Raw genomic sequence first — 13413 nt, 5'->3', positions numbered from 1 at the left:
GACCTCTCAGCTGACTCGGCTGCGGACGATGTACCGCGCGAGCATGTTGATGACCAGGGTGATGACGAAGAGGATCAGACCCGACGCGATGAGGGCGTTCAGGGCCGTGCCGGATGCCTCGGCGAACTGCAGGGCGATGTTCGCGGCGATCGTCGAGGGGTTCTGCGACGTCAGCATCTGGAACGTGACGTTCGTCGAGACCGACAGCACCAGCGCGATCGCCATCGTCTCGCCGAGTGCACGACCGAGGCCGAGCATGATCGCGGAGACGATGCCGGACTTCGCGAACGGCAGGACCGACAGGCGGATCATCTCCCAGCGGGTCGCGCCGAGGGCCAGGGCCGCTTCCTCGTTGAGGGTCGGGGCCTGCAGGAAGATCTCACGCATGACCGCGGTCATGATCGGGATCGCCATGACGGCGAGGACGATCGACGCGGTCAGGATCGTGCGACCGGTGCCGGACACCTGGCCGGAGAACAGCGGGAACCAGCCGATGTACTCGTTCAGGAACACGTAGAACGGCTTCACCAGGGGCGCCAGCACGGCGATGCCCCAGAGGCCGTAGACGACCGACGGCACCGCGGCCAGCAGGTCGATGACGTAGCCGAGGACCGGCGCGAGTCGACGCGGCGCGAAGTGCGAGATGAAGAGGGCGATCCCGAGGGACAGCGGCACGGCGATCACGAGCGCGATGAGCGCGGACCAGACGGTGCCGAAGACCAGGGGGCCGACGAAGTCCCAGAAGTTCGTGGCCTTGCCCGGCAGCTCGCCGACCTTGGCGGAGAAGGCCGGGATGCTCTGCCAGACGAGGAACGCTGCGACGAGCACGAGCACGAAGAGGATGAGGCCGCCGGCGATGACCGAGGCGGCGGAGAAGACGCGGTCGCCGACACGGACGACGGGCTTCGGCTTGGTCGGGGTGACGGTGGCCCCTGGCTGGGCCGGTGCGGTCGTCATGGGGTACTCCTGTCGGAGGAACGCCGGGGGAGGCGACGGGTTCTGGGGTGGTGGTGCGCGTCCGGGTGGTGTCCTGGACGGCTGAGTGCCCGGACGCCGGTCGTGTGGGTGGGACCGGCGTCCGGGCGCTCAAGGGGCCTTACTTGATGGAAGCGACCGCGTCCTTGGCCTTCGACGCGAGGTCGGAGGAGAGGGCGGCCGACTTGGCCTCCTTGGCAGCGGCGTCCTGAGCGGCGCTCGAGACGACGTAGTCGAGGTAGCCCTTCACGAGCTCGGCCTTGTCGGCGTCCTTGTACTCCTGGCACGCGATGGCGTAGGAGACGAGGACCAGCGGCCAGGCGCCGTCAGCGGTGTCCTTGCGGTCGATGTCGATCGCGAGGTCGTTGTCCTCACGGCCGGTCGCGATCTTCGAGTCGGCGACGACCTGCGCGGCACCGTCGGCCGAGATCTCGGTCGCCTTGTCGCCGACCATCAGCTTCGCGCGGTCGAGGTCGCCGGCACCGGAGTCGTCGATGTAGGTGATGGCGTTGGTGGCGTTGCCCATCGCGGAGGCGACACCGGAGGTGCCCTTCGCGCTGTCACCGACCGAGTACGGGAAGGTCTGGCTGGGCTCTTCGGTCCAGACGTCCGAGGCGTTCGCGGAGACGTACTCCGAGAAGTTCTGCGTGGTGCCCGAGTCGTCGGAGCGGTGGACGACCGTGATGTCGGCGTCCGGCAGCTTCGCGTCCTTGTTCAGGTCGGCGATCTCGGAGTCGTCCCACTTGGTGATCTTGCCCGAGAAGATGCCCGCGATGGTCTTCGCGTCGAGGGTCAGGTCGCTGACGCCGTCGACCTTGTACGCGATGGCGATCGGGGAGATGTAGACGGGGATGTCGATGCCCTTGGTGTCCGCCTTGCAGGACTCGAACTTGCCCGAGAGCTCCTCGTCCTTCAGCGCGGCGTCGGAGCCGGCGAAGTCCGCGGCACCCGACATGAAGTTCTCGCGACCAGCGCCCGAGCCGTCCGGGGTGTAGTTCACGGTGACGCCCGAGGCCTCGTTCTGGAAACCGGCGGCCCAGGTGGCCTGCGCGGTCTGCTGTGCGGACGAGCCCGAGCCGGTCAGGGTGCCGGAGAGCTTCGAGTAGTCGCTGCCGCTGGTGGAGGAGGACTCGGTGCTGCCCGCGTCCTCGTTTGCCGCGCACGAGGAGAGCACGACTGCGCCGGCGATCGCGATTGCTGCGATCGAACCGATTCGCTTGATGTTCACAGGGGTCCCTTCGGGAATGGAATGCAGTGGGACCACTGCGGTCCCTGGGCCGGTGCCGACCCGGGAGCGACTGTAGGGACGCGAGGTGACCGCAATCACCCCCGCTGGTGAACGGGAGGTGAACGAGGGGTTGTCCACGTCGGGGCGGCGTGCGCCGATCCCGCGCAGGGAGCAGGATCGGGGGCACTGTGCGCTCGTTCGGAAGATGCGCACGCATGATCGCGGACGAGCGGTCGGGAGGCCCGGATCGGGTTCCCGGGCGCGGCGCGGCCCCGTCGTGTGGCCGGGTGCCGGGCGTCTGCGCTGCGGCCCGGTGGCGCTGCGGCCCGGTGGCGCTGCGGTCCGGCGGCACTGCGGTGCGGCGGCGCTGTGGTCCGCCGGCGCTGCGGTGCGGCGGTGGCCGGCTACGCCGGGATCGTGTTGCGGTGCGTCTCGACCGCGACGAGGGTGTCCCCGGCGATGTGCATGACGGAGAAGTCCCCGACCGACAGCATCGCGGCGCGGCGCAGGTCGAAGCGGCCGGAGTCGTCGGCGGTCGCGGTGGCGATCCGCGCGATGATGTCGGGCAGCACCGGGCCGTGCGAGCACAACACGGCGGTCTTGCCCTTGTCGAGCCGACGCCGGACGACGCCCTTGACGTCGGCGGCGCCGCGGTCGTGGGCGTCCTGGCTGATGTCTGCGGTGCTCGAGACCCCGAGCTTCGTCGCGGCGGACAGCGGTTCGACGGTCGCGAGGCACCGCGCCGCCGTGCTGCTCACGATCTTCTTCGGGCCGAACGCCGCGACCGGTGCGGCGGCTGCCTTGGCCTGTGAACGGCCGACGGGCAGCAGTGGACGGGTGGCGTCGGGGCCGTCCCAGTCCGAGCCGGGCACCGTCTTCGCGTGGCGCAGGGTGATCAGGGCGAACGTGCGGTGCTGTCCGGCGGCGGCGCGTTCGGCGAACCGGTCGAGGATCGCGACGTCCCGCTCGTACGTCAGGCGGTTGCGGGCGTCGTCGATGGTGACCCACTCGAGCGCCGCGACCTCGTGGTTCGGCTCGAATGCCCCGGCGCGGGCGTACTCCTTGGCCGAGACCCGGGCCGCCCAGTAGTGCACGACCTTGTCGCGGCCGTTCGGCAGCACGTACTCGGCGGTGCCGAGCGGTGCGCCGAGGTGGACGCGGTACCCGGTCTCCTCGTCGATCTCGCGCACGGCGGTCGTCGGGACGGCCTCGCCCGGGTCCACCTTGCCCTTGGGCAGGGAGACGTCCTTGTGGTGGTCGCGGTGGATGAGCAGCACGAGGGGTGTGCCGTCCTGTTCGCGCCAGACGACCGCACCCGCAGCGACGACGGGGCCCGAGGGACCGCCGCTCACCGAGTCGAGCGCTTCCGGGCCGAGATCTTCCGCATGGTCACATTCTGCACGTCCTCGAGCGGACGGCCCGCATCGTCCGTGGAGTGCCGTGTCCACTCGCCGTCGGACTCCAGGTGCCACGAGCTGGCGGTGTCGGCCATCGCCAGGTCGAACATCTCCTGGACCTCGTTGATGTGGTCCGGGGCGACCAGCCGCACGAGCGCCTCGACGCGTCGGTCGAGGTTGCGGTGCATCATGTCGGCGCTGCCGATGAACACCGCGGGGTCGCCGTCGTTGTGGAACGCGAACGCACGGGAGTGCTCGAGGTAGCGCCCGACGATGCTCCGCACGCGGATGGTGTCGCTGACACCTTCCATGCCCGGCTTGAGCGAGCAGATGCCGCGCACCCACACGTCGATCGGCACCCCGGCCTGGCTCGCCAGGTACAGCGCGTCGATGATCTGCTCGTCGACCATCGAGTTGACCTTGATCCGGATGCCCGAGGGCTTGCCGGCACGGGCGTTGGCGGCCTCGGTCTGGATGCGCTTGAGCAGGCCCTTCCGCAGGTGCAGCGGTGCCACGAGCAGGCGCTTGAACTTCTTCTCGATGGCGTAGCCGGACAGCTCGTTGAACAGGCGGGTGAGGTCCTTGCCCACCGTGTCGTCCGAGGTGAAGAGCCCCATGTCCTCGTAGATGCGCGAGGTCTTCGGGTTGTAGTTGCCCGTGCCGATGTGGCTGTAGTGCTTGAGTGTCCCGCCCTCTTGCCGGATGACGAGCACCAGCTTCGAGTGCGTCTTCAGCCCGACCAGGCCGTAGACGACGTGCACGCCGGCCTTCTCGAGCTTCCGGGCCCAGGTGATGTTGTTCTGCTCGTCGAAGCGGGCCTTGATCTCGACCAGGGCGAGGACCTGCTTGCCGGCGGCCGCTGCGTCGATGAGCGCTTCGACGATGGGGCTGTCGCCGGAGGTGCGGTACAGGGTCTGCTTGATCGCCAGCACGTTCGGGTCGGCCGCAGCCTGCTCGAGGAACGCCTGCACGCTCGTGGCGAAGGACTCGTAGGGGTGGTGGACCAGGACGTCGTTCGCCTTGATCGCGCGGAACAGGTCGGGCTTCGTGTTCGGTTCACCCGGCTGGAACTGCACCGGGGTGGTCGGCACGTGCTTCGGGTAGTGCAGGTCCGGACGGTTGATCTTGGAGATCTCGAACAGTCCGCCGAGGTCGAGCGGCGACGGCAGCCGGAAGACCTCTTCCTCGGTGATGTCGAGCTCACGCACGAGCAGGTCGAGGGTCACCGGGTCCATGTCCTCGGTGATCTCGAGGCGGATCGGCGGACCGAACCGGCGGCGCAGGAGCTCGCGCTCGAGGGCCTGGATGAGGTTCTCGGCCTCGTCCTCCTCGATCTCGACGTCCTCGTTGCGAGTGACCCGGAACACGTGGTGCTCGAGGACCTCCATCCCCGGGAACAGGTCGTCGAGGTGGTTCGCGATGAGGTCTTCGAGCGGGATGAAGCGCATCCGGCCGGAGTTGTCGTCGGGGAGCTTGATGAAGCGCGAGAAGTTCTGCGGCACCTTGAGGCGCGCGAACTCCTGGCGCTGCGACTTCGGGTTGCGGACCCGCACCGCCAGGTTGAGCGAGAGCCCGGAGATGTAGGGGAACGGGTGCGCCGGGTCGACGGCCAGGGGCATGAGCACCGGGAAGATCTGCTCGTTGAAGTACTCCCGCATCCGCTGCCGGTCGGCCTCGTCGAGGTCGGACCAGTGCTCGATGTGGATGCCCGCGGCGTCGAGGTCGGGCTTGAGCGACCCGATGAAGGCCTGGGCGTGCCGGTCCTGCAGCTCGTGGGCCTTCTTCGCGATGTCCCGCAGGACGTCGCTGGGAGCACGGCCGACGTTGGTCGGGACGGCGATGCCGGTGTCGATGCGGCGCTTCAGGCCGGCGACGCGGACCATGAAGAACTCGTCGAGGTTGGACGCGAAGATCGCCAGGAAGTTCGCCCGCTCGAGCAGGGGCTGCGTGCGGTCTTCACCCAGCTCGAGCACGCGCTGGTTGAACCGGAGCCAGCTGAGCTCGCGGTCGAAGTAGCGGTCCGTCGGCAGCGACTCGTGCTCGATCTCGACGACCTCGTCGAAGTCGTCGAGGTCGGGTGCGACGGATTCGCCGTCGAGCTGCGGTTCGGTGTCCATCCCCACATCCTGCCACCCGGCCCCTGCCACCGGAGGGGCCTCGGTGGACGCTGTGGAAACCGGCGGTGAACCGTTCGGTTGTGCAGGAACGGCCGCGACGGACCGAGGTGCTGCGCTCAGCGCGCGAAGACCTGCACGAACGCGCCCCACTGCGCCGGCGCCCGCTGCTCGAGCCACGCGCAGAACTCGGGGTAGGCGGCATCGATGGACAGGACACTGATCACCCCGCGCTGGCCGTGCACCTTGACGTCCAGGCCGCCGAAGCGGTTCGTCGTGGGCCGGATGTGCTTGATGGCAGCGGGGTCGACGGTCCGGGCGGCACGGAACATCGGCGTGACGACCAGCTGCGAGTCGTACGCCTCGACCCGGCGCCGCTTCTGCCCGACGCCCAGGTAGACGAACAGCAGCCCGAACAGCCCGATGCCGAGACCGCCGAGGAGCATCCCGATCGCCTCGGGGTCGTCGAGCAGGGCGAGTGCGGCCAGCAGGAAGAACCCGCCGACCACGATGAAGACGATCCCGATGATCCGGAGCAGCAGGTAGTTCCACCGGCGAGCGCGGACGGTGAAGAGCACGCCGTACGCCTCGTCCCCGACGACCGCCGACGGGGGGCGCTTCCGGTCGCTCTGGCGGACGAGTGCGGTGACGACGGCGGGGATGGCGACCATCGCGGCCATCGCGAGGAACACCGGCGACGGGTTGAAGTTCACCGGCGTGCCCCCGACCGTGCGTGCGGACGTCGTCGTTCGATGGGCGATCCGCCCTGGTCCCCCTGGATCATGGGCGCAGCGTATCAGTGACCTGAGATTTGCTCCGGCGCCGCGTACTGCACGTCGATCGCGTGCTGGGTGAACCCCGAGCGCCGGTACAGCGCCAGCGCCGGCTCGTTGTCCCCCTCGACGTACAGTGCGGCGGCGGTCAGGCCGCGGCCGCGCAGCCGAGCGGTGCCCGCACGCATGAGCACACCGCCGAGTCGCTGCCCCTGCAGGTCGGGCCGCACGGCGACGGCGTAGAACTCGCCGATGCCGTCCTCGACCTTGAGCCAGCACGAGCCGGCGAGCTGCCCGGAGGCGTCGCGGAGCAGCAGCAGGTCCTCGCCGGAGAACCAGTCGTCGGCCTCGCGGGCGTGCAGGTCGTCGAGCGTCATCCGCCCCTGCTCGGGGTGGTGGGCGAAGGCGGCGGCGTTCAGCGTGAGCCAGTCGGTCTCGTCGTCGGTGCCGGGGCGGAACGCCGACAGCGAGTAGCCGTCGGGCAGCGCCACGTCGGCATCAGCGTCGGCGGCGACGTCCACATCGGAGTCGGCGACGGGCGCTCGGAGCTGCAGCAGCGTGCGGATCGCGCGCCAGCCGAACCGGTCGGCCAGCGCTCGCGCTGCCGGGTGGTCCCCGTGCGCCCACGCGAGCCGCGGAGCGGTCCCGCCGCCCAGCGCGAGTGCCTGCGTCACCAGGGCCGTGCCGATGCCCTGGCCACGGGCCTCCTGGGCGACGACGAGTTCCAGCTCGCCGTCACGGACCACGGCGACCCCGTGGTCGACGGTCAGGACGGTCGCGCGCCCGGCTCGGACGTCCACCAGGGTCTGGTCGGAGAACGGGGGAGCCTCGCCGGGGGCGACGAAGCTGTCGAGGTCGGGCAGCACTACTGCCCCATCAGGCGCTCGGCCTCGTCGTCGTAGACGTTGAAGCGGTACCCGACGTTGCGGACGGTGCCGATGAGCGACTCGAGGTCGCCGAGCTTGGCGCGCAGTCGTCGGACGTGCACGTCGACCGTGCGGGTGCCACCGAAGTAGTCGTACCCCCAGACCTCGCTGAGCAGCTGCTCGCGGGTGAAGACGCGTGACGGGTGGGTGGCGAAGAAGCGCAGGAGCTCGAACTCCTTGAACGTCAGGTCGAGCGGCCGGCCGCGCACCTTGGCGGAGTAGCTGGCCTCGTCGATGACGACACCGGACGCCTGGATCTTCGAGCTCGTCTGGCCCTTCGCCGCACGACCGGCCGACAGCCGGATGCGGGCGTCGATCTCGGCCGGGCCCGCGCTCTCGAGCACGACGTCGTCGACGTTCCAGTCGCTGTTCACCGCGGTCAGCCCGCCCTCGGTGACGACGAGCACGATCGGCGTGGTCGACCCCGACGAGGCGAGGATCTTGCACAGGGCCTTCGCGCTGACCAGGTCGGTGCGGGCGTCCACGAACATCAGGTCGCTCTGCGGGGCGTTGACCAGCTGTGCGGCCTCGGCCGGCACGTGGCGGATCCGGTGGCTCAGGAGGCCCAGGCTCGGCAGGACGTCTCCGGGCGCGGTCGAGGTGAGTACCAGGAGCTGTGCCACAGGACCTCCGGAGGTGGATGACGTCGTGGAGACATCCTAGTGATGCTCGGGAAGGACTCATCCGGCCGGACGGATTGCGCGTCATCCCGCACCGCACGGTGCGTGCGCTCCGCACGTCCCTGCCATGATGGAGCGCGTGACCGAGCCCGTGTACCCCACCGACCAGCGTCGCCTGCGGCTGACGTCCGTCCTGCCGGTCTGGGTGCTGGCGGTCGTCGGGGCCGTGCTCGTGCTGACCGTGGCCGAGCGCGACGCCTTCGCCTGGCTGCTGCTCGTCTTCGTCGCCTGCGTGATGGTCAGCTTCGTGCTGCAGCTCATCACCGCCACGAAGGACGGTCTGGTCGAACGGATCAGCATCGCTTCGTCCGGGGCGTTCGTCGTGGTCCTCGTCACCGCGGTGGTGCTCCTGGCGCGTTGAGCCGAGCCGCGTAGACTCCGAGCATGGATTCGCTGCTTGCGCTCGAGCTCTTCTACGTCGGCCTCCTCGGCCTGGCGTCGCTCGCGATCGCGTTCATCTCGGTGGTCGTCGTCGTGAAGTTGTTCAAGGGCCAGCGTTGATCGAGCTGCCCGAGGGCCTCGCCCCCGAACTGGTCCCGCTGTCGTGGCTGGTCGGCGTGTGGGAGGGCACCGGCGTGGTCGAGTACCCGGTCGGTGACGACGACGAGGTCCGGAACTACGAGTTCGGCCAGCGCGTCAGCTTCAGCCACGACGGCCTGCCGTACCTGAACTACTCGTCGACCACGTGGCTGCTCGACGACGACCACACCCCGCTCGCCGCCGAGATGGGCTACTGGCGGATCGACCGTCCGACCGAGCCGGGCGACCGCGGCCCCGCGATGCTCCTGGGCGACGGGCCCACGCCCTTCAGCACGGTCGAGAGCGTCGAGGCACTCCGCAACACCACGGACGGCTTCGACGTCGAGGCCGCGATCATCCACCCGACGGGCGTCAACGAGCTCTACGTCGGCCGGGTGCTGAAGGGCCGGATCGACCTGTCGACCGACGCCGTGCTGCGCTCGCCGAACGCGAAGGACTACTCCGCCGCGACCCGCCTGTACGGACTGGTCGAGGGCAAGCTCTTCTGGGCGTGGGACATCGCCGCGCTCGGTCGCGAACTCACCTCGCACGCCTCGGGGCAGCTCGCGAAGGTCGACTGATGTCGGTGTTCGCCGCGCGGGACGGCTTCGTCGCGGCCGACTCCGTCGCCGCGCACTTCGGCAACCCGATCGGGGAGCAGCGCCTGCTGACCCGGGGGCGTGCCGTCGTCGAGCTCGGACTCGGTGTCGTCACCGTCTCCGGACCGGACCGGTTGTCGTGGCTCAACTCGATCACCTCGCAGCAGCTCACCGGGTTGCCGACCGGCGTCAGCACCGAGACGCTCGTGCTCGACCAGGCCGGACGCGTCGAGCACGCGGCCCGCGTCGTCGACGACGGTGCGACGGTCTGGCTGCTCACCGAGCGCGCTGACGCTGCGCCGCTCGCCGGGTGGCTCGACTCGATGCGCTTCATGCTCCGGGTCGAGGTCGCTGACCGCTCCGCCGACTTCGTCACCCTCGGCTGGTTCGGGGCGGACGCCCCGTTCGCGTCCGTCGAGTTGCCGGAACCGCCCGTCGCCGAGTGGGTCGACCCGTGGGGCGCCGTCACGCCGGGCGGATGGGGCTACGCCGACCAGGAGGCCCACCCCGGCTCCGACTGGACCCTCCGCATCGCCGTGGTCACCCCCGGCACCGCGACCGCGATCGCCGCGTCCGACGTGCCCGTCGCGGGGCTGCTCGCGTACGAGGCGCTGCGGATCGCCGCCTGGCGCCCGACCCTGTCCGACGTCGACGAGCGGACGATCCCGCACGAGCTCGACTGGCTGCGTTCCGCCGTGCACCTGTCGAAGGGCTGCTACCGCGGGCAGGAGACCGTCGCCAAGGTCCACAACCTCGGGCACCCGCCGCGTCGGGCCGTGCTGCTGCACCTCGACGGGTCCGATGGCGTGCTGCCGGCGCCCGGCACCCCGGTGCTGCTCGACGACAAGCAGGTCGGTCGGCTGTCGGCGTCGGCGATCCACCACGAGCTCGGTCCGATCGGGCTCGCGGTGGTGAAGCGCTCCCTCGACCCCACCGCGACCCTGCGGCTCGAGGCCGACGACGTCGTGGTGACCGCGGCGCAGGAGACCATCGTCCCGCCCGAGGCCGGTGCGACGGCGAACGTCCCGCGCCTGCCCCGGCTCGGAGCCGTCAAGCGCTCCTAGCTCCCCGTTGGCGGTCGCAAAACACCGGTGTTCGCCGGTCGCACCGCGGTTTGCGGGTGTTCGGAGCGCGAACACCGGTGTCTTGCGTCGCAGCGTCAGGCGGGCTCGACGGCCGACCACGGGACGCTGAGCTCGCCGAGCCGCCAGCGCGTCACCCCGTGCAGCACCGGCCAGCCGCGGTCACGCATCCCGCGCACCGTGGCGATCCACCGCTGCCGGGGCCCGTACGTGCCGAGCGGAGCCGCGACCGCCCACGACAGGTCGAGGTCGCGCAAGAACGCGTGCACCCGCTCGCCGGGCACGTTGCGGTGGATCAGGGCCTTGGGCAGCCGCTCGGCGACGATCGAGGGTACGTCGAGCCCGGCGAGCCGGAGCGAGACCGTGAAGGTCTGCGGCGCGACGTCGTCGAGTGTCACCCACGATGCGACCCGGCCGACCTCGTTGCAGGTCCCCTCGACGAGCGCACCGCCGGGCTGCAGCCGGTCCTGCATGATCCGCCACGACCCGACCACCGCGGACTCGTCGTACTGCCGCAGCACGTTGAACGCCCGGATGACGGCGGGCCGGCGCTGCCCGGGCGTCGGGGTCTCGAAGCCACCCAGGCGGAACGTCACGCCGTCGCGGGTGCCTGCGTTCGCGAGCGCGACCCGCGAGGGCTCGATCTCGATGCCGGTCACCTCGACGTCGGGTCGGACGGCGGCCAGCCGGTCGCGCAGTTCGAGCGTGGTGGTCGGTGAGGCTCCGTAGCCGACGTCGGCGACGAGCGGGTCGTCCGTCCGGCGCAGCACCGGCAGGGTCGCGATCCACCGGTCGACGCGGCGGAGCCGGTTGTACCCGGTCGTCCCGCGCGTCACGTTCCCGATGGGCATGCGTCAAGGGTACGGGGCCGGTACCGCTCGGTAGACTCGGAGGCATGACCTCCACGCTCGTCCTGCTCCGTCACGGCAACAGTGACTGGAACCAGAAGAACCTGTTCACCGGTTGGGTCGACGTCCGGCTCAGCGAGCTGGGCGAGAAGGAGGCGAAGCGCGCCGGCGACCTCATCGCCGAGTCCGGCATCGTCCCCGACGTCCTGTACACCTCGCTCCTGACCCGTGCGATCCAGACGGCGGACATCGCGCTGCTGCAGGCCGACCTGGCCTGGCTGCCGGTGAAGCGCGACTGGCGCCTCAACGAGCGCCACTACGGCGACCTGCAGGGCAAGGACAAGGCCCAGACCCTGGCCGAGTACGGCGAGCAGCAGTTCATGGAGTGGCGCCGCTCGTTCGACGTCCCGCCGCCCCCCATCGCCGACGACGCCGAGTGGTCGCAGTTCGGTGACCGCCGCTACGCCGAGCTCGGCGACCGGCTGCCCCGCACCGAGTCACTCAAGCTCGTGATCGACCGTCTGCTGCCCTACTGGGAGTCCGACATCACGAAGGACCTCGCCGCCGGCAAGACCGTGCTGGTGACGGCCCACGGCAACTCGCTGCGTGCGCTCGTGAAGCACCTCGACGGCATCTCCGACGACGACATCGCCGGACTGAACATCCCGACGGGCATCCCGCTGGTGTACGAGCTCGACGACGACTTCACGCCGACGAAGCCCGCGTACTACCTGGACCCCGTGGCCGCCGCAGCCGGCGCCGCCGCCGTGGCCGCCCAGGGCGCCAAGAAGTAGCACCCACGCACGAACGCCCCGTCCGGCATCCGGGCGGGGCGTTCATGCGTGTGGGGGGCTTCGCGAAGGCGACAGTGGGTCGCGAACGTTCCGCCGACTCCTGTCGCTCTGCCAGGAGGAACGGATCGCCCCGTCGACGACCTGTCGCTTCGGCAGCGCGGTCGGCTCGACGAGCCGTGGCTGGTCAGACGAAGTGCGACGCGATCTCCTGCACCAGGGCGCCGACGTCGTAGGGCTTCGTCGTGTCGACCCGGATCACCGGCACGCCGGGCAGCCCGACGGGCCGGGCATCGTCGCCGTGCTCGTCCCAGAAGGCCAGCACGTCGGCCAGGTCCCCGTGCACCTCGTGCCGCACCGGCACGGTGCCCGGCTCGTACCGGTCGCGCAGCCGCTCCTCGGCGGTGGCGCGGTCCGTGTCGCACCACACCTCGACGGCGCGAGGCGACCCGGCGGACGCGAGTCCGGCCTCCAGGAGGTCGCGGTCTCGGGACGGCAGCCAGACGGCGTCGAGGACGACGCCGTTCTCGACGGCCCGCGCCATGGACCACATCGTGTCCATCGCGATGCCGCCGAGCGGGCGCGAGGCGATCATCGGGCCGACGACGTCGGCGAGGGGCTCCTTGATGCGGTCCTTCGACAGGAACGGGCAGCCGAGCACCTCGGCGAGTGCCGTGCCGATGCTGCTCTTGCCGGAACCGGGCATGCCGTTGACGATGATCGCGACCTGGGCCATGCCACGATCCTCGCAGACCGATCGGGCCGGGTCAGACCGCCGCGGTCGAGGTGGACGCGCCGGTCCAGTCGCCGGTCGCCAGGTACTCGACCTTCTTGGCGATCGAGACCGCGTGGTCGGCGAAGCGCTCGTGGTAGCGGGAGGCCAGGGTGGCGTCGACGGTGTCGATCGGCCCGCCCTTCCAGGCCTCGCCGAGCACGAAGTCGAAGACGCTGGCGTGCAGCTCGTCGACGGCGTCGTCCTCGTCGCGGATCTCGGCCGACAGCGCGATGTCCTCGGTGGCGAGCAGCCGCGTGAGCTTCTGCGCCATCGCGACGTCGTGCCGGCCCATCTCCTTGAAGGTGCTGCGCAGGCCCTTCGGCACGACCTTCTCGGGGAAGCGCTGGCGGGCGAGCTGCGCGATGTGCTCGGCCATGTCGCCCATGCGCTCGAGCGAGGAGCTGACGCGCAGGGCGGTGACGACGACGCGCAGGTCGCGGGCGACCGGTGCCTGGCGGGCGAGGATGTCGATCGCGATCTCGTCGAGGCTGTTCGCGGCGAGGTCGATCTTCTCGTCGTCGGCGATCACCTCTTCGGCGAGGGCGACGTCGGAGTCGCTGAAGGCCTGCGTGGCTCGGGTGATGGCGGACTCGACGAGCCCGGCGATCTCGGTTAGTCGCTCCTGGACGTCTTGGAGTTCCTGCTGGAAGACTTCGCGCATGGGGGAGTACCTCTCTCTGCGTACCGGACGAGTGTCGTCAGCCCA

14 protein-coding genes are annotated in these 13413 nt (G+C 70.3%); 4 read left to right on the top strand and 10 right to left on the bottom strand.

All coding sequences use genetic code 11. The annotated features are described in order from the left end of the window. Positions 1-6 precede the first annotated feature (6 nt). From pstC to DEJ08_RS16140, 7 genes are all read right to left on the bottom strand, one after another. A complete protein-coding gene (pstC, locus tag DEJ08_RS16170; RefSeq protein WP_071404716.1) occupies positions 7-957 on the bottom strand; it encodes a phosphate ABC transporter permease subunit PstC in 951 nt (316 codons plus the stop codon). Between the two features lie 139 nt (positions 958-1096). Continuing rightward, positions 1097-2203 carry a phosphate ABC transporter substrate-binding protein PstS gene (pstS, locus tag DEJ08_RS16165; protein ID WP_071404717.1) on the bottom strand — a complete coding sequence of 369 codons (1107 nt, stop codon included), beginning with the start codon at positions 2201-2203 and terminating at the stop codon, positions 1097-1099. 404 nt (positions 2204-2607) lie between these two features. Beyond that, entirely contained in the window at positions 2608-3555 is a 948-nt protein-coding gene (locus tag DEJ08_RS16160) for an NUDIX hydrolase (RefSeq protein ID WP_111054094.1), read from the bottom strand. Further along, on the bottom strand, positions 3552-5717 hold the full coding sequence (locus DEJ08_RS16155; RefSeq protein WP_071404719.1) for an RNA degradosome polyphosphate kinase: 2166 nt from the start codon (positions 5715-5717) through the stop codon (positions 3552-3554). The genes DEJ08_RS16160 and DEJ08_RS16155 overlap by 4 nt, the downstream gene beginning before the upstream one ends. Before the next feature lie 116 nt (positions 5718-5833). After that, positions 5834-6427 (bottom strand): hypothetical protein, encoded by a 594-nt coding sequence (locus tag DEJ08_RS16150; RefSeq protein WP_111029055.1) that lies wholly within the window; start codon positions 6425-6427, stop codon positions 5834-5836. An 83-nt stretch (positions 6428-6510) separates the two neighbouring features. After that, a complete protein-coding gene (mshD, locus tag DEJ08_RS16145) occupies positions 6511-7353 on the bottom strand; it encodes a mycothiol synthase (protein ID WP_111054093.1) in 843 nt (280 codons plus the stop codon). Continuing rightward, entirely contained in the window at positions 7353-8036 is a 684-nt protein-coding gene (locus DEJ08_RS16140; RefSeq protein WP_017888078.1) for a response regulator transcription factor, read from the bottom strand. The genes mshD and DEJ08_RS16140 overlap by 1 nt, the downstream gene beginning before the upstream one ends. Positions 8037-8172: 136 nt before the next feature. Between DEJ08_RS16140 and DEJ08_RS16135 the strand changes: the two genes are divergently transcribed. The 3 genes from DEJ08_RS16135 to ygfZ all read left to right on the top strand — a co-directional run bounded on the left by DEJ08_RS16135 (position 8173) and on the right by ygfZ (position 10275). Then, positions 8173-8454 (top strand): hypothetical protein, encoded by a 282-nt coding sequence (locus tag DEJ08_RS16135; RefSeq protein ID WP_146248456.1) that lies wholly within the window; start codon positions 8173-8175, stop codon positions 8452-8454. Positions 8455-8590: 136 nt separating this feature from the next. Then, on the top strand, positions 8591-9193 hold the full coding sequence (locus DEJ08_RS16130; protein WP_027466617.1) for a heme-binding beta-barrel domain-containing protein: 603 nt from the start codon (positions 8591-8593) through the stop codon (positions 9191-9193). Continuing rightward, on the top strand, positions 9193-10275 hold the full coding sequence (ygfZ, locus tag DEJ08_RS16125) for a CAF17-like 4Fe-4S cluster assembly/insertion protein YgfZ (protein WP_111054091.1): 1083 nt from the start codon (positions 9193-9195) through the stop codon (positions 10273-10275). The genes DEJ08_RS16130 and ygfZ overlap by 1 nt, the downstream gene beginning before the upstream one ends. A gap of 95 nt (positions 10276-10370) precedes the next feature. Here ygfZ and DEJ08_RS16120 read toward each other — a convergent pair whose 3' ends face one another. Further along, positions 10371-11144, bottom strand: a complete 774-nt coding sequence (locus DEJ08_RS16120) for a class I SAM-dependent methyltransferase (RefSeq protein ID WP_110863119.1) — start codon at positions 11142-11144, stop codon at positions 10371-10373. A gap of 44 nt (positions 11145-11188) precedes the next feature. Here DEJ08_RS16120 and DEJ08_RS16115 point away from each other — a divergent pair, with 44 nt between their 5' ends. Further along, positions 11189-11935: a phosphoglyceromutase gene (locus DEJ08_RS16115; protein ID WP_111054090.1), complete on the top strand. Its 747-nt coding sequence runs from the start codon at positions 11189-11191 to the stop codon at positions 11933-11935. A gap of 184 nt (positions 11936-12119) precedes the next feature. Here the strand turns inward: DEJ08_RS16115 and DEJ08_RS16110 are convergent, their stop codons facing one another. Both DEJ08_RS16110 and phoU read right to left on the bottom strand, forming a co-directional pair. Continuing rightward, positions 12120-12668, bottom strand: a complete 549-nt coding sequence (locus DEJ08_RS16110; RefSeq protein WP_111047015.1) for a P-loop nucleotide/nucleoside kinase family protein — start codon at positions 12666-12668, stop codon at positions 12120-12122. Between the two features lie 31 nt (positions 12669-12699). Beyond that, the gene (phoU, locus tag DEJ08_RS16105; protein ID WP_027466613.1) at positions 12700-13368 is read right to left on the bottom strand and encodes a phosphate signaling complex protein PhoU; all 669 of its coding nucleotides are present in this window, start codon (positions 13366-13368) and stop codon (positions 12700-12702) included. Positions 13369-13413: the final 45 nt, after the last annotated feature.

The organism is Curtobacterium sp. MCLR17_054 (assembly GCF_003234335.2).
Taxonomy (GTDB): Bacteria; Actinomycetota; Actinomycetes; order Actinomycetales; family Microbacteriaceae; genus Curtobacterium; species Curtobacterium flaccumfaciens.
The sequence above is the reverse complement of the archived record's forward strand: the minus strand, read 5'-3'. Positions and strand labels throughout refer to the sequence as shown.